Annotated in this window: 20 protein-coding genes; 15 read left to right on the top strand and 5 right to left on the bottom strand. The window is 37.4% G+C overall.

Going from position 1 to position 18,820, the window contains the following annotated elements; translation table 11 throughout:
* Both A33S_RS11745 and A33S_RS0107715 read right to left on the bottom strand, forming a co-directional pair.
* On the bottom strand, positions 1-726 hold a 726-nt coding region (locus A33S_RS11745), incomplete at its 3' end, for a malate:quinone oxidoreductase (RefSeq protein WP_037556727.1).
* 230 nt (positions 727-956) lie between these two features.
* Complete coding sequence (locus A33S_RS0107715) at positions 957-1,487, bottom strand: methylated-DNA--[protein]-cysteine S-methyltransferase (RefSeq protein WP_009382403.1); 531 nt, start codon at positions 1,485-1,487, stop codon at positions 957-959.
* Positions 1,488-1,617: 130 nt separating this feature from the next.
* On the opposite strand from A33S_RS0107715, the gene A33S_RS0107710 reads away from it, so the two are divergent.
* Both A33S_RS0107710 and A33S_RS0107705 read left to right on the top strand, forming a co-directional pair.
* A complete protein-coding gene (locus tag A33S_RS0107710) occupies positions 1,618-2,340 on the top strand; it encodes an AAA family ATPase (RefSeq protein ID WP_009382402.1) in 723 nt (240 codons plus the stop codon).
* A gap of 76 nt (positions 2,341-2,416) precedes the next feature.
* Positions 2,417-3,841, top strand: a complete 1,425-nt coding sequence (locus A33S_RS0107705) for a polyphosphate kinase 2 family protein (protein WP_009382401.1) — start codon at positions 2,417-2,419, stop codon at positions 3,839-3,841.
* Positions 3,842-4,304: 463 nt separating this feature from the next.
* Here A33S_RS0107705 and A33S_RS0107695 read toward each other — a convergent pair whose 3' ends face one another.
* On the bottom strand, positions 4,305-5,525 hold the full coding sequence (locus A33S_RS0107695; RefSeq protein ID WP_009382399.1) for an ammonium transporter: 1,221 nt from the start codon (positions 5,523-5,525) through the stop codon (positions 4,305-4,307).
* A gap of 175 nt (positions 5,526-5,700) precedes the next feature.
* Between A33S_RS0107695 and A33S_RS0107690 the strand changes: the two genes are divergently transcribed.
* The 4 genes from A33S_RS0107690 (at position 5,701) to A33S_RS0107675 (ending at position 10,118) form a co-directional block, all read left to right on the top strand.
* A complete protein-coding gene (locus A33S_RS0107690; protein ID WP_009382397.1) occupies positions 5,701-6,366 on the top strand; it encodes a response regulator transcription factor in 666 nt (221 codons plus the stop codon).
* A gap of 12 nt (positions 6,367-6,378) precedes the next feature.
* Positions 6,379-7,281 (top strand): sensor histidine kinase, encoded by a 903-nt coding sequence (locus tag A33S_RS0107685; RefSeq protein ID WP_009382395.1) that lies wholly within the window; start codon positions 6,379-6,381, stop codon positions 7,279-7,281.
* A gap of 94 nt (positions 7,282-7,375) precedes the next feature.
* Entirely contained in the window at positions 7,376-8,125 is a 750-nt protein-coding gene (locus A33S_RS0107680) for an ABC transporter ATP-binding protein (RefSeq protein ID WP_009382394.1), read from the top strand.
* A gap of 1 nt (position 8,126) precedes the next feature.
* Entirely contained in the window at positions 8,127-10,118 is a 1,992-nt protein-coding gene (locus A33S_RS0107675; RefSeq protein ID WP_009382392.1) for an ABC transporter permease, read from the top strand.
* Between the two features lie 269 nt (positions 10,119-10,387).
* Here the strand turns inward: A33S_RS0107675 and A33S_RS0107670 are convergent, their stop codons facing one another.
* Positions 10,388-10,939 (bottom strand): helix-turn-helix domain-containing protein, encoded by a 552-nt coding sequence (locus tag A33S_RS0107670; RefSeq protein WP_009382390.1) that lies wholly within the window; start codon positions 10,937-10,939, stop codon positions 10,388-10,390.
* A 127-nt stretch (positions 10,940-11,066) separates the two neighbouring features.
* Here A33S_RS0107670 and A33S_RS11740 point away from each other — a divergent pair, with 127 nt between their 5' ends.
* Positions 11,067-11,951, top strand: coding sequence for an MFS transporter (locus A33S_RS11740; protein ID WP_392450200.1), 885 nt, complete (start codon positions 11,067-11,069; stop codon positions 11,949-11,951).
* A gap of 97 nt (positions 11,952-12,048) precedes the next feature.
* The gene (locus A33S_RS12635) at positions 12,049-12,246 is read left to right on the top strand and encodes a hypothetical protein (protein ID WP_338421025.1); all 198 of its coding nucleotides are present in this window, start codon (positions 12,049-12,051) and stop codon (positions 12,244-12,246) included.
* 197 nt (positions 12,247-12,443) lie between these two features.
* On the opposite strand, the gene A33S_RS0107660 is transcribed toward A33S_RS12635, so the two are convergent.
* Positions 12,444-14,006 (bottom strand): MFS transporter, encoded by a 1,563-nt coding sequence (locus A33S_RS0107660; protein ID WP_009382389.1) that lies wholly within the window; start codon positions 14,004-14,006, stop codon positions 12,444-12,446.
* Positions 14,007-14,193: 187 nt separating this feature from the next.
* Here A33S_RS0107660 and A33S_RS0107655 point away from each other — a divergent pair, with 187 nt between their 5' ends.
* From A33S_RS0107655 to budA, 7 genes are all read left to right on the top strand, one after another.
* Complete coding sequence (locus tag A33S_RS0107655; protein ID WP_009382384.1) at positions 14,194-14,574, top strand: HsmA family protein; 381 nt, start codon at positions 14,194-14,196, stop codon at positions 14,572-14,574.
* A gap of 291 nt (positions 14,575-14,865) precedes the next feature.
* Positions 14,866-15,465: an NEAT domain-containing protein gene (locus tag A33S_RS0107650; protein ID WP_009382383.1), complete on the top strand. Its 600-nt coding sequence runs from the start codon at positions 14,866-14,868 to the stop codon at positions 15,463-15,465.
* Entirely contained in the window at positions 15,455-16,237 is a 783-nt protein-coding gene (locus A33S_RS0107645; RefSeq protein WP_009382382.1) for a hypothetical protein, read from the top strand. The genes A33S_RS0107650 and A33S_RS0107645 overlap by 11 nt, the downstream gene beginning before the upstream one ends.
* A gap of 5 nt (positions 16,238-16,242) precedes the next feature.
* A complete protein-coding gene (gene srtB, locus A33S_RS12520) occupies positions 16,243-16,701 on the top strand; it encodes a class B sortase (RefSeq protein ID WP_009382381.1) in 459 nt (152 codons plus the stop codon).
* Positions 16,702-16,993: 292 nt separating this feature from the next.
* On the top strand, positions 16,994-17,563 hold the full coding sequence (locus A33S_RS0107635; protein ID WP_009382380.1) for a CHAP domain-containing protein: 570 nt from the start codon (positions 16,994-16,996) through the stop codon (positions 17,561-17,563).
* A 170-nt stretch (positions 17,564-17,733) separates the two neighbouring features.
* On the top strand, positions 17,734-18,090 hold the full coding sequence (locus A33S_RS0107630; RefSeq protein WP_009382379.1) for a DUF2200 domain-containing protein: 357 nt from the start codon (positions 17,734-17,736) through the stop codon (positions 18,088-18,090).
* 13 nt (positions 18,091-18,103) lie between these two features.
* Entirely contained in the window at positions 18,104-18,805 is a 702-nt protein-coding gene (gene budA, locus A33S_RS0107625; RefSeq protein ID WP_009382378.1) for an acetolactate decarboxylase, read from the top strand.
* Positions 18,806-18,820: the final 15 nt, after the last annotated feature.

The raw sequence follows: 18,820 nt of genomic DNA, 5'->3' as shown, positions 1-18,820 counted from the left end.
ACCGATAAAGATATAGTCAGCTACGTGATATTGAGTAGTTTTATCGATTAAATCGTGAACTGTAACTTCCCAACGACCATCGTCAAGTTGTTTGAAGTCTACAACTTCATGGCAGTAACGTACTTCAGCTTTATCGTATTCATCAAGGTTTTTCGCCATTTGACGTGTTAACTCACCGAAGTTCACGTCTGTACCGTCGTCAATTTTACTTGCTGCGACTTTAACTTGTGATGTACGTGAATTCATCATTAATGGAATCCATTTTTTCATTACTTCACGGTCTTCCGTATATTCAATGTCCTTGAACATATGGTGTTGTTTAAGCTTTTCATAACGTTTCTTAAGGAAGTCTACATTGTTGATACCTTGAACGAAACTAATATGAGGTAGTGGGTGAATAAATGATTTTGGATCTTTAATTTCTTTTTGGTCTACTAAGAATGACCAGAATTGTTTAGAAATTTCAAATTGCTCGTTAATCACTTTAGCCTTTTCCACATCAACAGAACCATCGGGTTGTTTAACTGTGTAGTTTAATTCGCATAATGCAGCGTGTCCAGTACCTGCGTTGTTACGCTCGTTTGAACTTTCAATACCAGGTTGATCAAGACGTTCGAATACTTTGATGTTCCAGTTAGGTTCAATATGTTTAAGTAAAGTACCAAACGTTGTACTTAAGACACCAGCCCCTATTAAAATAATGTCTTTAGATTTAGGAGTACTCATAAGATTTCCACCTTTCAAAATAAAATACATACATTCTATTATAATATATTACCCACAAAATTCATCTAGTCATCTGATGACTTCGTTCAAAAAAATAAGTAAGTTGACAAAATGTACGCCAAAAAACCCTCTATTAAAATAGTAATCCTAAATTGTCCCGTTGTAAATCAATAAATTAAAAATAACTAAAGAAAACGTTAAAATTGTGTTAACGCTTTCAATAGCTACTTTTATTTTTCCTCAGGGTGAGATTTTGGCATCTTGAAATCGTTTATATCATGACCTTCAAGTTCGAGTAGGTAGACTTTTTTATCTATGCCACCACCATATCCTGTAAGCTCGCGATGCGCACCAACTACGCGATGACACGGTACTAAGATTGAAATCGGGTTGCGGCCCACTGCACCACCGATAGCTTGAGCGGACATTTTGGTAATGCCACGTGCCTCTGCAACGCGTTGCGCGATGGCGCCATATGTAGTCGTTTCGCCATAGGGGATGGCTTTTAAATGGTGCCACACTTCCTCTTGAAAATGAGAGCCCTGAAACTTAATCGGAATCTCTGGAAAGGTAACGTGATTGCCTCGGAAATAATCGTCTAACCACGCGGTCGTTTGTGTAATAATATCATGCTCATTCAAATCAATCTTTGTGTGATGCGACGTGTCGCATTGTTGCTCATACCAAATGCCTGTTAAATGTGTATCGTCAGCTGTTACCGTTAATGGTCCTATTGGGGACGTATAAATCGTCCAATACATAAGCGCACCATCCTTCTTGAAAGATTTGAGTTAGCTCTAGTGTACCAAATGAAGCTACGTCTTCGCTAAATTGCGAATGTATACGCTGGGGTCTACAATAAAGTTAAGACGTAATAGAGGAGCGTACTTCATGTTTATTAAAGGTTTGCGCACACATTTTGAAAAGGAAAACGCATATTGGCATAACATTCCAGCAATACGTGCACTTGATACGTTTCGATTTAGAAAGCCCGTTACGATATTTGTAGGTGAAAATGGTTCAGGTAAGTCTACGTTGATTGAGGCAATTGCGGTGAATTATGGTATGAATGCTGAAGGTGGAGGCCGAAATTTTAACTTCGCAACACGTGAAACACACGCCGGATTGCATGAAGAAATCACGTTGTCGAAATTATTCTTGCCAGAGGATACCTTCTTCCTAAGGGCTGAAGGCATGTATAATGTGGCGACGATGATAGAAGATCGGTATACAGATTCAAAGTGGAATAATTACGGTGGAAAGTCGCTTCACAAACGTTCGCACGGCGAAGCCTTCTTATCGATAATGACGCATCGCTTTGGTTCGAACGGTTTATATATTTTAGATGAACCTGAGTCTGCTTTATCGCCTATGCGTCAATTAACCATGCTACGTTTGATTGATGACCTCGTTCAAAAAGGGTGTCAATTCATTATCTCAACTCATTCACCTATTTTAATGTCATATCCTAATGCTGAAATTTATGAACTGAACGACGACGGTATCGAGCAGGTTGATTATAAAGAAACAGATCATTATATTGTGATGAAGTCGTTTTTAGAAAATCCTGATAAGATGTTGAATTATTTATTTATCGATGAGTTAGAAGAATAATTTAATTAAAGTTCATAAAAATAATTTGTTTCACTACGCCTATTTAATTATAATTATAAATAATGAGGTGAGTGGATTGAATAAACAAATTGAAACATTGGTATTAAAAGTCGCAAAGCTAACGCGTCAAACGCATGAACTTGGTATACCTGTGATGATTTTATTTGAGGGTATTCCAGCTTCAGGTAAAACGCGTTTATGTAATGAACTGTTACTAACTTTAGACGGTAAGTATAGTTCCTTCATCGCTACGAAATCGCCATCTGAAGAGGATTTAAGGTATCAATTTTTCCAAAAGTATTGGAACGGTCTTCCTAAGAAAGGTGATATTAATGTGTATTTCAGAAGTTGGTATGCGCATTATATCGATTTTAAAGAGAACCGTATTAAGGAAGACTTCTACAAAGATTATCAAACGTTACGAGAGCAAATTCACCAATTTGAAAGTATGTTAATTGCAGACAATCATGAGATTATTAAGTTTTATATAGAGATTGACGAAGAGAAGCGCTTAGAGCATATTAGAGAAATGCGTCAGAATCCGTTAACGAAGTGGAAAGCGCAAGAATACGAAGATGTCATTGAATCTAAAATTTACGAAGCGAATATGAAAGCGTTTGTTGATGAATCTCAAGATTGGGAGGTAATCGATTATACGAACCGCGAACATGCGACGCTTCTAATGTATGAACACATGATTCAACGTTTAGAGGCTGCGATTTCTCGTCATGAAAGGAAATGCACTGAAAGAAACGGACATTTCACAGAGGGCTTTTCAGATGATGCATTCGAGATGATGACGGATAAGGTGAAAAAGGATGCTTATGATCAACAAATTGATGCATTGCAATCACGTCTAACTGAGCTCCAATTTGCGTTGTATGAGCGAAAGATTCCGCTTATCATCGTGTATGAAGGTATGGATGCAGCTGGTAAAGGCGGTAATATTAAACGCCTTCGTCAAAAGCTTGATCCGACGGGATATGAGGTAAACGCGATTGGTGCGCCGACTGAAGACGAATTGAACCGTCATTATCTATGGCGCTTTGCGAAAGATATGCCTAAGTCAGGGCACATTGAGTTGTTTGACCGCAGTTGGTATGGTCGTGTGTTGGTCGAACGTGTTGAGGGCTTTGCGACTGTGGATGAATGGCAACGTGCATATGATGAGATTAATGCCTTTGAAAAAATGTGGACGGACGAGCACGCGATTATCTTAAAGTTCTTCTTAACGATTGATAAAGATGAACAATTGAAACGTTTTAACGACCGTGTTGAAAACGTTGACAAGAATTGGAAAATAACGGATGAAGATTGGCGCAACCGAGATAAATGGGCCGAGTACCAAGAAGCAAGTTTAGATATGATTCATAAAACGCATACATCTTACGCGCCGTGGCATGTGATTGCGACCAATCATAAGAAGACAGCTCGAATTAAAGTGTTGAAGCACGTAATTCGTACTTGTGAAGCTGAGTTATTTGGTGTTATGCATGATTAGTTGATTTAAATAAGGAAGACACGCGAGGGCGTGTCTTCTTTTTTAGGTTATGGGGGCTTAGCTTGAAACTTGATTAGGATTTTGTCATCAAGTTTGAAAGGCCCTGAGACTTGATTAGGGTTTCGTCATCAAGTTTGAAAGGCTCTGAGACTTGATTAGGATTTCGTCATCAAGTTTGAAAGGCCCTGAGACTTGATTAAGATTTCGTCATCAAGTTTGAAGCCCCCTGAGACTTGATTAGGGTTTCGTCATCAAGTTTGAAAGGCTCTGAGACTTGATTAGCTTTCAAACGTGATAAACCGTATACCCTCACAACCCTAGTTCCAGGCGCCAGCCCCCATTTTCCTAAAGAATTACATGTAAATTGCATACATCCCACCAAAAAATTGAAGAAATTCGCAATAAAACGAATTTCTCCAAGGGCTTTTCAAGGAGGGGCACCTGAATCGGCCCCATGAAATATCTATACTTCATAATTATAGGCATGTTCCCCGTGAAACACGTGGTCGAGGCCTTTCGACTCTTCGTGCTTAGACGTTCTAAGCTGTGTGAAGCGGCCGATTAGTGTCGCAATTAAGAAAGTCATCACGACGCTAAACGCGATGGTCGCAACTACAGCAACAACTTGAACGAACACAGGGTAGAAGCCACCGCCGAACAACAGACCGTCAACGATATCGCCGTTAACGCTATGTTGTTGGAATAAACCAGTACCAATCGCACCGATAATGCCGCCGACACCATGCAGGCCGAATGCATCAAGTGCGTCATCGTAGTTCAATAAAATCTTGAGATGCGTGATGACGTAATAACACGCCATACCGCCGACAATCCCTAAGATAATCGAACTTGTGTAGCTCACGTAACCAGCTGCAGGCGTAATCGTCACGAGACCCGCAAGCATACCTGAAAGCGTACCAATCAACGTCACTTTCTGCTTCGTCACGTATTCCAAAATAACCCAACCGAGCACGCCACAGTTTGACGCGATAAACGTATTCACCAATGAGAGTAACGAAATTTCGTTGAGACTTAAACTCGAACCAGCATTAAAACCGAACCATCCGAACCAAATCAAGATACCACCAATCAATGTTGTCATTAAGTTATGCGGCGGTTTCATATTTTGCTTGTTACGCGAACCGAGCATTAAAGCGAGAACGAGACCCGAAACGCCGGATGAAATATGTACAACCGTTCCGCCCGCGTAGTCAATTGCGCCAAGCTGATGGATCCAACCGCCACCCCAAACCCAGTGCGCCACGGGACTGTATACAAACACAACCCAAAGTACCATAAAGATGAGAAACGGTATAAACTTCATGCGCTCTGCGACAGACCCCGTTAAGATCGAGACCGCGATGGTGCAGAATGTTAATTGAAACAGCATAATTAACGAGAAGGGCACCGTCTCTGAAAAGTCCTTATGAACGTCGAAGTTCACATCGTTCAACATAAAGAATGATAAGTCACCGATTAAAGTATGACTACCGCCGAAACTAAGCGAGAATCCTAGAATAATCCAAGTCAGTGTCACGACCATAATTGCTGACATACTATGCATGGCAGTGGTCAACACGTTTTTAGACTGTACGAGCCCGCCGTAAAATAAGGCAAGTCCAGGTGTCATAATCCAAACTAATAACGTACAAAACATAAGTAAAAGTGTATCCGAAGCATTCATCGCATCATCTCCATTTCATATATTATCGTTATTTTATATGAAATATTTTGTAAAATAAAATTTTGGTAAAGTAATGTAACGCAATATGTTAGTAAAACTAACATTTCGCCCCGAACTATACGTACAAAACCAAGTGTGTCATACTACTAGTAAGAACTGAGAGAGGGTGATGTTAATGAAGATTTTAATCGTTGAGGACGATCGCGTGATTGCACAAGCACTAAAGCAAGCCTTGAATAAATGGCAACTTGAAGCGGAAATCGTTACAAATTTTAACCATATTGTAGATGACTACGTGAAACCGGACATTCACCTTATCCTACTTGATATTAACTTACCTTCCTTTAACGGATATTACTGGTGCCAGGAAATTCGCAAAGTCTCTAATGTGCCGATTATCTTCATTAGTTCACGTTCTGATAGCATGGACAAAGTTATGGCAATTGAGATGGGTGGCGATGACTACATTGAAAAGCCCTTCGACATGACAGTTACCATTAGTAAAATACAAGCCTTACTTAGACGTACGTACGACTTCAATGCAACGTCGCATCACCTTGACGTACAAGGTTGTAAACTTGTCGTTGAAGAAGGCAAGCTTTACTACGACGATCAAGTGATTGACCTTACATTTACCGAACTTCAGATTGTGCACCAACTTTTCAAAAATGAGGGGCAGTACGTGAGTCGTAATAAATTGATTGAAACGTGTTGGGAGTCAGAACATTTCATTGATGACAATACGCTCGCTGTAAATATGACGCGGCTTCGTAAAAAGTTAAAGTCGATTGGCGTTCAGGATTTGATTCAAACGAAGAAAAACATGGGCTATAAAGTTTAGGAGTGCGGTAAGATGAAATTTATTAAAGCTCAGAAGTCTTTATATATCACGTTGTTAGGCATACTGTTATTGTTTTTCGTCATCTTTGTATTAATGTCGCTACCGATGGAAGGGTTTCTACTCGCTTTAGCGATTACCGTATTTGTCTTTGGCGTGTTTCAGTTTATTGCGTTTACGACATTTCAAGAAACGCAAAATGTGAAACAAAAACGTGATGCGTTACAAGAACAAGTTATCAACGAACGCAATCAGCACGCACAATACAAAAGCCAAATTGAAAGTTTCTTTCTAACGTGGGTTCACCAAATTAAGACACCAATTACAGCTTCTAAGCTTGTGTTAGAACAGAATTCGTCAATGGACGCCGAAAAGGTCCGCCAAGAAGTTTTACAAATAGAGAATTATACGAACTTAGTACTGAGTTACCTAAAGCTTCAAAATAATGATACGAACATGGTATTTATGCCCGTTCAACTCGATGATATTGTGCGACCGCTCATCAAGAAATACTCGATACAGTTTATACAACATAAGACGAAACTACACTATGAGCCGATTCACCACGACGTTTTAACAGATGCCAAATGGGCTGAAATCATGATCGAGCAGATACTCAATAACGCTTTGAAGTATGCGAAAGGCGGCGACATTTATTTATCTTACGATGCGCATCAACAAACCTTTTATATAGAAGATAACGGCATCGGTATTCGTGAAAGTGACTTACCTAAGATCTTCGACAGAGGTTACTCAGGCTTCAATGGGCGCCTTAAGGAACAATCAAGTGGTATCGGATTATTTATCGTTAAGACGATCTCAAATAAGCTCAATCACCCAGTACACGTTCAGTCGCAACTCGGCGCAGGTACGACGTTTTCTATTCATTTTCATCAAACGAACCATAACCTTACATAATTGTAAGATTCGAGATAACATTTGTAAGAAATTATAAATGTTGTCTCTTTTTATATGAGATAAAGTGTACGTATCAGAAGAAAGGTGTGATGAGATGTTATTAGATATCCAAAACTTAAAGAAGATTTATGGTAAAGGGAATAATCAAATTACGGCCCTAAACCAAATGAACTTTTCAATAGAGAAAGGCGAATTTGTCGCAATAATGGGTGAGTCAGGGTCAGGGAAGTCTACCTTGCTGAATATTATCGCGACCTTTGATGAACCAACTGAAGGCATGATTTACCTTGACGGTAATGATATTTCGAAACTGAAAAATAAAGATGTCGCGAAATTCCGTCGTGAATCACTAGGCTTTGTGTTCCAAGATTTCAACGTACTACACACGATGGACAATAAAGACAATATCCTCATGCCTCTTGTCCTTTCTAACAAGCAACCTAAAGAGATGATGCCTCGTTTGGAGAAGGTAACATCGATGCTTGGTATCTCACATTTAGTAGATAAATATCCTTACGAAATATCAGGCGGTCAGCAACAACGTGTCGCAATCGCGCGTGCGCTAATCTCAAATCCTAGTCTCTTACTTGCGGACGAACCAACCGGTGCACTCGATTCGAACACGTCTGAAGAAATTATGAATGTCTTTCGCGATATCAATGCTTCAAATCAAACCCTGCTCATGGTTACACATTCGATTAAAGATGCGTCTTATGCGAATCGCGTCTTATTTATCAAAGATGGTGAATTATTTCATGAAATCTATCGCGGAGAGGAAGCGCAATTTGACTTTCAACAACGTATTTCTAATAGTTTAGCCATGTTAAACGAGCGAGGTGTCTAAGGTGCCTCTAAAATTATTATCCAAACTCGTATTCAAAAACTTTAAAGCCCTTAGTAAAACGATGATTCCATTCATTATCTCAGCATCCGTCATGTTTGGCTTAGAATATATCATTATCTCGCTCATAAACAATGACTACCTACAACAGCGTCATGAGAACTTACCGATGTTGATGAGATTTTCAAGCGTTATCGTGACACTACTCGTTCTAATATTCGTGTTGTACGCCCATCGCTTCGTGATGAAACAACGTAAGCAAGAATTTGCGCTCAATATGACACTCGGTATGGAAAGGAAACACATTCGATTACTCATATTTATGGAACTGATACTCCAATTTGCGATTATCGCATTCCTAAGTATTTTAGGCGGCTATCTATTCGGTAATCTTGTTTTCCTTTTCCTAAATACGTTGGTTCAAGATTCTGGAATCAAACTCATGAATTATCCGTTCGACGTGAACGCGATGATCATTGTACTCATCATGTTAGGCGTGACTTTGGTACTCCTATATGTCATCAGTCATATTCAAATCACCATGCAAAAGCCCTCTCAGCTATTCAGCACAAAAAGGTCTGGTGAAAAGAAATCTCGCAAGGTTATGATTATCATCTATTTCGTAATAGGAGCAATCGCGCTTGGTTACGGGTACGTTATTGGTGTAACTACTGAAGGTGGCATGGACGCCTTAACGAAGGTGTTTCTTGGCGTATTAGCCGTAATGGTAGGAACATATTTCCTCTTTATGTCATTAACGATTTTAGTCCTACAATTCTTACAGAAACGAAAGCGTTTTTATTACAAACAGAAGCACTTCTTCTTTATTTCAGGTATGTTGCCAAGAATGCGTAGTAATGCAGTGGGATTAGCGAGTATTACAATGCTATGTACTTTCGTTATCGTGACACTCGGTATGGCTTTAACGACATATCGAGGTATTGAAACACAAATTGATCATGCGATGTTTAACGACTACGAAACAACGTTTGACGGTAATTATAAGAAAGATCGTCAAATCGCTAAGCAGATTGATAACTTTGAAAAGGACATTAATCAATACGAGCCTGATGTGGACGTTAAGCGTTTAATCAGTGTCAACGCGCCTATGGTTCATTTAGATGGAGACTTTAAACCCATGTTGCCTAAGTATCAAGAACAAACGTCTTCTAAGAATTATATGTATAGCTACGTTGTGACTGAGGAAGGTTTTAATGCATTAAAAGATACGAATTTACATCTTAAGGATGGAGAAGTCGCGGTCAGTTCAAATGCGAAACGTTTCAAGAACTTTGATAACATTCGACTTAAAGATCAGACTTATCACGTTAAGCATTTAAAAGGCGACTATGTTGGTTCTAACATTGCTGTCGATAGCTTGTACATCGTTGTGAAGGATGAAGCCGAGTTATACAAAATGAATGACTTCTATACGAGTTATAATTTTAAAGCTGGCGAAAAGCAGGACTCACCTATATATACGGATATAGCCTTTGATGTTAAGGGTGACCATAAAGCCCTTGATAAACACATTAAATCCTTTGAAAAGAAATATAATATTCACATCAATCAACGTTCTGAAACTGCTACGATGTTATATGAAACGAACGGCGGACTTATTTTCTTAGGTATCGTTGTATCAGCAGTATTACTGATTGGTATGTTCTTGATCGTGTATTATAAGCAAATTTCTGAAGGCATGGATGATAAATATAATTACCAAATTATGAAGAAAGTAGGACTTTCAGATAAACAAATTAAACGTGTTATTCAAAAACAGATCTTATGGTTGTTTATGTTGCCGATAGCTGTTTCTCTAATTCATCTCGCATTTGGATTTAATATTATTTATAACTTAATTAGTGTATTAGGCATTCGAGAAATTAGCTTATTCCTAACAAGTTATTTATTCGTAACGCTTGCGATTATAGCACTTTACGGTTTAATCTACTTCGTAACATCACGCAAGTACTATCAAATTATTAATCAGAAATAAAACAAAGACGAACCTTGGGATAAAGGTTGAGAAATAGAGCATTGAAGCTTTATTTCATATAATTCCCTAAACAGCTGACTCATAGGGGCGGGGCCCCGCCACAGAAATTTGCGCAAGCAAATTACCAAGCTATGCAAGCCGGGGGCTTAGGAATGGTACAAAGTAGCTATGCTACTTTGTAAGTCCAACTAACAAACTAAAGTTTGAGTTGGACTTTACAGGAAAGCATGCTGTTTAAGGGAATTGTGAATGATGTCCCATGGTTCGTCTTATTTATACTGTATTGAAGAAATAATTGAAGCGACACCTTTACCAATGTTTCTATAAATATGTTTAAAATCTGACTTAAATCGGATACCTTGATCTTTACTTAATTGGTACGATTTGTCGTTAATTTCTAATTCAACATCGCCTTCAGTAACGATGATATAAATCTCTGACTCGGAATGATGCCCCTCTGCTAACATTTCACCGTTCTGTTGAATCTCCATCTTGAACATTTCAAATTGTTTTTCTTCCTCATATAAAAAGTAAGGAAACACGGTAGTTGATTGATCGTGGTTATAAATTGGTGTGATATCGGATTTATCTATTACTGAAATTTGATTATGCTTAGGTGTAATTAAGGTTGTTAAAGGAATATGCAGGCCGTTCGCAATTTTCCATAGTGTCGTTATTGTGGGATTTGATTCACCTTTTTCAATTTGGTTTAACATCGTTTTACTAACGCCTGTTAATTGAGATAATTTTTCCAAACTCAGGTTTTCATTCCGTCGATAATCATAAATATTTTTAGAAACGGTTCTTTGAATATTATGCATAATAACCTCCTGTTCACTATTATTGTACATACTTTACAATATAACGGACAAATTGTACACTCATAATGTACGTTATAACGGAAATTTTGAGCGCTATATTTCTCAACTCTTATTAAGGTGGGTCTAGATGTTTGAATACAAACGAAGATTTTCGAACACGTATATTTTAATGTTCATCGGTATTCTGCTCATTGGTGCTAATTTACGCGCACCGATCACTTCCATTGGCGTTGCGTTACCTTCAATAAAAGCACAACTCGGTATTTCTAACTCAGTAGCAAGTTTAATCACGATTGTCCCATTACTCGCATTTGCCACAGCGTCGCTATTTGCAGCTAAGACAGGTAATAGACTAGGACTAGAGCGTACAATTTTTTTTGCGTTAATTTTACTTGTAATTGGTTTAGTATTTAGAGGTATCACACATATTGCATGCTTATTCATTGGAACATTACTAATTGGAATCGGCAATGCTTACAGTAATGTATTAACTCCGGCAGTCATTAAAGGCTACTTCCCGCACCGAATAGGACTTATGACGGCTTTATATACCGTTATCATGAATCTCTTCGGTGCCTTATCATCCTTTATAACGGAACCTTTAACAAAAGCATTTAACTACAGTATCTCAATCAATTTAATCATTATATTAACACTCATTACTTTAGTTATTTGGAGCTCTCAACTTAAGAATAAGCCTTTAAAGATAGAAGCGTCTTCAACAGAACCGATTAATATTTGGCGTTCGACACTAGCTTGGCAAATTACATTTTTTATCGGTAGTCAATCTTTAATCTTTTATTCATTCTTAAATTGGTTACCTGAATATTTATCTGAGAAAGGTGTTGCAATAAGTACTTCGGGAACTTATTTAACGATTTTACAATTGTGTCTGATTCCTACAACTTTTTTAACACCAATACTTATCGAAAGGATGAAGCGACAAGTTGTCGTAATCGTGATAGCTGGTTATGTTTGGGTTAGGCGTTTTATTAACGATGTTGCATACTGATTTGGTGATGATAGGCGTTATACTTATCGGAGTAGCTAGTGGTATTTCGTTTGGTTTAGTCAATACATTTTTCGGTTTAAGAACAGAAAGCAGTATCATGGCTGCCAGATTATCAGGTATGGCCCAAGCGTTAGGTTACTTGATAGCTTGTATCGGTCCTTTATGTTTTGGCCTTCTCCATGATCTCACACATAGTTGGCTAGCATCGTTCATATTATTATTAATAACCGCTATCGTCATGATGACATTTTGTGCTGGCGCAGGGCGACATACAACAATCGAAAATTCTACATAATAAAAATAAAGACGAACCTTGAGACAAATTTTGAGAAATAGAGCATTGAAGCTTTATTTCATACAATTCCCTAAAACAGCTGACTCCTAGGGGAGTAGCGTGCGTCCTGAGACTACAGGCTCAGGCCACGCCCCAGGAAAGCATGCTGTTTAAGGGAATTGTGAATGATGTCCCGTGGTTCGTCTTTTTCTAAATAATTATTTCGCTTCTTCAAAGTTCTTTTTAAAGATAAGAACGAGTGCTAGAATACCGAGTGACGCAATGGCAGCTGTTAAGAAAATTGGCATGTAAGCTAAGTGTGTAGCACTTTCAATACCATTTAACATTGCGTCTTTTAAATCAGGATTAGGAATATCTTTGATCTTATCGATAATATGTCCTTGTGAACTACCTTTCTCGCTCATTGTACGCATCACTGAAGCGGGCACGTCTTTCATCGTAAAGCCAGCTTCCATCATATTGTCCTTAATCTTTTCACCCATTTTACTAAAACCAATCGCGATAAATGTTGAGAAGATTGTAGGTGATATCGTAATACCAATCTGTCTTGAAACTGATAATGTACCAATAACAGTACTGTTATTCTTGTTAGAGTGAGCTGAGCGTGTCGCAAGAACGGTCATTGGTGCGCCAATCGTGAATCCGAAACCAATTCCGGCAATAATTGAAAAGATAAAGAATGGTAACGGTGAGAATGTGAATAACGCTAAACCGCCATAACCAATAATACTGATGATACTTGCTGAAATCAGTGCGAAAATAGGACCTTTCTTATCAACGATCTTACCACCCATAGAAGCTCCTACACCTGAAGCTAGTGCAAGTGGTGTCATCCAGAAACCACTGTTGTCTGCTTTAACATTTAATACATTTTCAACGAATGACGGTATGAAGATGATTGCACCAATTAACATACCTGATAAGATACCCATGATTAACGTTACAGAGAATGTAGGGTTCTTTAATAATTTAAACGGTAAGAATGAGTCAACGTCTTTATTTTCATTCATATATTCGATAAAGATCATGATGCCATAACCTAAGATGGCTAAGATAAATAATCCAATGACTGCGAAACTCAGGATACTACCTGCAATGTTACCAGTTTGAACATTGTTAATCGCGAACATCACTAGTAACGTAGAAATAGAGAACATTAAGATTGCGTACTTATCAATCTTAGTTTTAACTTTATCTTGCGTTTCCTTCATTTTAAAGGCCACAAAGAAAACGATTAAGATTGCGAAAGGTACATTAATGAGGAACAACCAATGCCAAGTTCCAGTAACATTAATGAGTAGACTACCAATATTTGGTCCAAGTACAGACGCAATACCATTCATTGCGCCAAGACCACCTAACATAGAGCCTTGTTTTTCTTTTGAGTACGTTGAGATGATGTGAGAACTAGCGATAACGAATAAGCCACCGCCACCAAGAGACTGAATAAGTCTCGCAACAATAAAGAATATATAGTTAGGACTTAGCGCTACAAGTAACGAACCGAGTCCAAATAAGACAACTTCTGCGATAAATACTTTCTTTCTTCCATACATATCAGCGAGTTTACCTGCTATAGGCGTCGTAACCGCCATACCAAGCGTGTAAATCGTGATGCCCCATGATCCCATTTGTGCATCGATATCAAAAGAATTGTTAATCGTCGTTAATGCAGCACTGATGATACCGTTATCAAGTGCTGACATAAATACGCCGAGTAATAGAAATAGTGCGACGATATCAAAGCTCTTCTTTTTCATCTAACCCCTTCTTTCAAGTTTTCTATTTATGATACGTTAAATATAAAGGAAGAATTTGAACTGAATGTGAACTAAAAAAATTTTTATTTGTTCATATATAGTTCATATTGAAGGAATAGTATAAGTGGTGTCAAAGGGAATAACGTATTAATTAAGAAAATTCACAAAAAAGAGAAAGGGGATTCTTATGAGTACGACACTTATCTTTGCAATTATCACTATTTCTTTAGCACTTGTATTTTATACATGGGGTGTCTTTTCAGAGAGAAAGAAAGGCGAAATTAAACCAGGACATCTCGTACTATTCGGTTTAGGTTTAATATTTGATACAATCGGTACAACTTTAATGTCAACACTCGCAGGCAGCGAAGCGGATGCAGGTATGTCACTACACCAAATCACAGGTTTAGCCGCAATTATCTTAATGGCATTCCACTTTATTTGGGCAATCGTTGTACTAATTAAAGGTACAGACAAAGCGAAACATAACTTCCACAAATTCAGTTTAATCGTATGGTTATTCTGGTTAATTCCTTATATCGTAGGTTTAATCATCGGTATGAGCTAAATAAGATTTCAAGGTGAGGCACTTAAGTTGTCTCGCCTTTTTTATTTATTTGAAAAGCCCTTTAAGAAATTGGAAGTGTCGAATTTTGAAAAAGTGTAACTTTCGAAAGTTTTGTTAAATGTAAAATAAAAACTTATAAAAATTAATTGTAGTAAATATAAAAATATGTTGCGTGGTGCTATAATAAATGTGCTGCTACTTGTTGAGAAAGGAGAATCTTATACATTAATGCTTAATCAATAACGTTATCTTTAGAACTCAGTCATCTTTTTAGAATTTGGAGGAAAGCATTTGAAACGTATTTTTAAGATTATACTGATTCCATTTTTATTATTAACCGTTATTACGGACTATGCACATGCAGAAACCACTAAAGAACTACAGTTTGAAGTCTTAAAAGAAGGCTCAGAGGAAGTAGCAATCGCAAACGAATACTTCGAAAAGCCTGCCAAAGTTATTGAACGTGATGGAAAATCTTTTATAAGGTTTGATATCAATCATAGCCATTGGATTAAATCTATCTTAATCGATGGACAGAAGGAAACTGTCATTAAAGAAGATAAGACGAAAGACACTAGGGTATCTGAATTCCTACTCAGTCAAACATCTGGCAAAGTTAAAGGTGTAGTAAAAGTTGAAGTCGATGAGAAAGTTAATGGAAGTCCTTTTAAATATGACCACGAATACAAAGTTGAGTTTAATTTGAAAGGGGACGTAGCTGCTTCGACTGATAAAGCAACGACATCCTCAACACCTGAAAAGGTAGAACCAAATCCTAAAACATTCGCAGGTGAGCCTGTTGCTTACGAAAAGTTTATTATTGTAGCACTTATAGGCATTGTAATCACGTTCTTTATATCTCGAAAAAGAAAAACGCATCATGTTTCATAGTCTAAAATGGATAGTGCTCGTTTTCGTACTCTATCTGTGTTTATCAGAAGTCGTCTATGCATCTGAAGATTCATCTCATTTAGAAGTACTGCAAGATGATGTTGAAATAGAAGTTCATGAAATTAAAGAGATTGAATTAGGTGACAAGGTATTTAAAGAAGTCGTTCTTAGTGTTCCGTATGAAGTTAAGGAACTTGTGTTTGCGCATGCTTACGATGTAAATCACTTCGAAGCATTAAACCTATATAAAATTTTAGTTGATTCAGAAGACGTGTTAGATAAACTTTCCATTACAATGGTTACTTTGGACGATTTAGAAAAAAGGTTTGATATAGAATTGAACGATCCTGCAAAAGAATATGAATTAGAGGAAAACACTCTTACGAGTGAGTTCGATGTCTTAAAGTTATTAGACGATGTGAAAGTCGATAATGACTCAAGTTTAAATGATTCTAATGTTCAACAACCTATCGATGTTAATACACGTTATGTAGATGATGTACCAACCCCTTTTAATCAACCAACTCCTAAACCACGTACATCTACAATACAACAACATTATCAACCAAATCTTTTATTTAATCGTGATAGCGATATCCCTAAGCCGAAACGATTAAATAAGGCAGAAATCAAACCTGAATCTCAAGTCGTTCAACCTCAAACACATCAAAGTTTATGGATTGTTGCGTTAGTTATCGCTTTCTCTGTTCTAGGATTAACGCTTACAAGTAAGAAATGGAAAAAATTAAACGTTCATGATGTCCAAGGGTAAATTCCATGAAAATACTTATTAGATTTATTCAGATCAGTGCAATAGTCGTGATTATATACGCAAGTTTTCAACTCTATATGTCATCTTCTAAGAATCAACGTATCCAACATCAATACGAAACGCTACAACAAACCTATACGTTTAAAGATAAAAACAATAAACTAAGACCTCAATTCGAAGCCTTAAAGGCTGTTAATAAAGACATTCACGGTTGGCTTCATGTAGAAGGTACGTCTCTCAACTATCCAGTACTTCAGTCTAAAGATAATCTAGATTATTTAAAACGTGACTTTAACAAGGAAGATAGTCACAAGGGCAGTTTATTCTTTGACTATCGCAACAATGTTAAACAATTATCTTATAACACTATCATATACGGACATCATGTCGGTGATGGTACGATGTTTGATATTTTACCTCAATATCTTAAACAAGATTTTTACAAACTTAACCCAAATATTTAATTTGATACACAATTTGGTAAATACCGCCTAGAAGTTTTAAGTGCTTTTCAAACAAGTACGAATGATAACTATATCCAAACCCGATTTACGAGTAAAGAAGCATATCGTGACTTCCTATATAATACGCTCAAGAAATCAGTTATCCATACAAATGTAGGGATTACTGAAAAGGATAAACTTATTACATTATCGACTTGCGAGGATCCAAATCGGGATACAGAGAAGCGCGTGGTGGTTGTATGTAAATGTGTACTAATTGAAGTTTAAGATCAAATAGAAAGGAGTTTGATACTTGAAAGTAAAACTCATTCTAAGTTCAGCTTTAATCAGTTTAATTATCAACAGTTTAAGTTACGACAATGCGAAAGCTTCCGATTATTCAGATGTTCAGTTACTTGAAGGTATGGTAACAGAGGCAACACGACATGTAGCTCATCTTAAGATTTTACCTTTTTACGACGAAGTTAATATCTCATACGACCCGAATGATATAGTGCCGTTTAAGACTTCTGAAGTTGCCTTTGATTATCCTTATGGTCAATGTACGTGGTACGTTTATCACCGCATGAAGCAATTCGGAGAAGGTGTAGACTATTTAATGGGTGATGCTAAAGATTGGATTGATCAAGCTAGACATCAAGATTACACGATATACCATGAGCCACTTCTACACGCTGCGGTGGTATTTGATAGCAATCAATTAGGTGCCAGTGCAGAATACGGGCATGTGGCCTTTGTGGAGCATGTATTTAGTGATGATTCTATCTTAATCTCTGAATCTAATGTTGAAGGTTTAGGAATTATATCAAAACGTATAATTCCACGTGAAGCAGCGCAAACACTGAGATATTTTAAAGTGTAAATTTTGAAGTTGAGACATATTCTGTATTTTAAATAAAGAAAATGGGTATGTCTCTTCTTATAATATATTTATATGGACTATACATACTGCGGTACACATGAGAAGTGTTATGTTAATATAAGAAATGAATTGCATCAAACTTATACTAAACGTGTTAGGAGAATCTATAAATGGCACATCATAAAATTTATGATATGAGTTTAGCTTCAATTTATCCGCATTATATTACTAAAGCTGAGAAAAAAGAGCGTTCTAAAGATGATGTAGATTTAGTAACTAAATGGTTAACTGGCTATAGTCAAGAAGCGCTTGAGCAACAATTGGAAGATAAGGTTTCACTAAAAGAATTTTTTGACCAAGCACCAGAGCTTAATCCAAATCGTAAACTTATAACTGGTAAAATCTGTGGCGTTCGTGTAGAAGACATTGAAGAACCCCTTATGCAAGAAATCCGTTATCTCGACAAACTTGTGGATGAAGTTGGTAGAGGTAAAAAGATGGAAAACATTCTTAGAAAAGAGAAATAACGGAGGGATAGGCATGCATAAGTTATATCAACATGGCACACTTGGTGCCTTAATGGCTGGGCTACTTGAAGGGACAGCCACTGTTGATGAATTACTAACTAAAGGGGACTTTGGCATCGCGACCTTAACGGGGTCTGATGGTGAAGTCATCTTCCTAGAGGGTGAAGCCTTTCATGCGAACGAGCATGGAGACTTTGTTCAACTTTCTGGTGAAGAACGCACACCATATGCAACAATTGCTCATTTTAAATCTGATCACCAATTTAACGTAAAGCATATGGATTCAAATACATTTAAAGATAAGGTTAAGAGCGAGATGCTAAGTGAGAATTTATTCTCGGCTGTTAAGGCTACAGGTACTTTTAAGTCTATGCATGTTCGGATGATGCCAAAGCAGGATCCACCTTATACGAAACTTATGGACTCTGTAGAAAGTCAGCCTGAAGTAACATTGATGGATATTAAAGGTACAATCGTAGGCTTTTTCACACCAGATCTATTCCATGGTATAGGCGCTAAGGGATTCCATATTCATTTTGTGGATGATCAAAATATGTATGGCGGACATATATTAGACTTTGAAATAGAGAATGCATCTATAGAGTTACAAAATTTCGAAACCTTTGAACAACATTTCCCAATCGACAATAAAACCTTTTTAAATGAAAAGATAGATGAAGAAATGGTACGACGTGATATCGAGAAGGGTGAATAAGTACCGACAAAACTA

It is taken from the genome of Staphylococcus massiliensis CCUG 55927, assembly GCF_000298075.1.
Taxonomy (GTDB): domain Bacteria; phylum Bacillota; class Bacilli; order Staphylococcales; family Staphylococcaceae; genus Staphylococcus; species Staphylococcus massiliensis.
The sequence above is the reverse complement of the archived record's forward strand: the minus strand, read 5'-3'. Positions and strand labels throughout refer to the sequence as shown.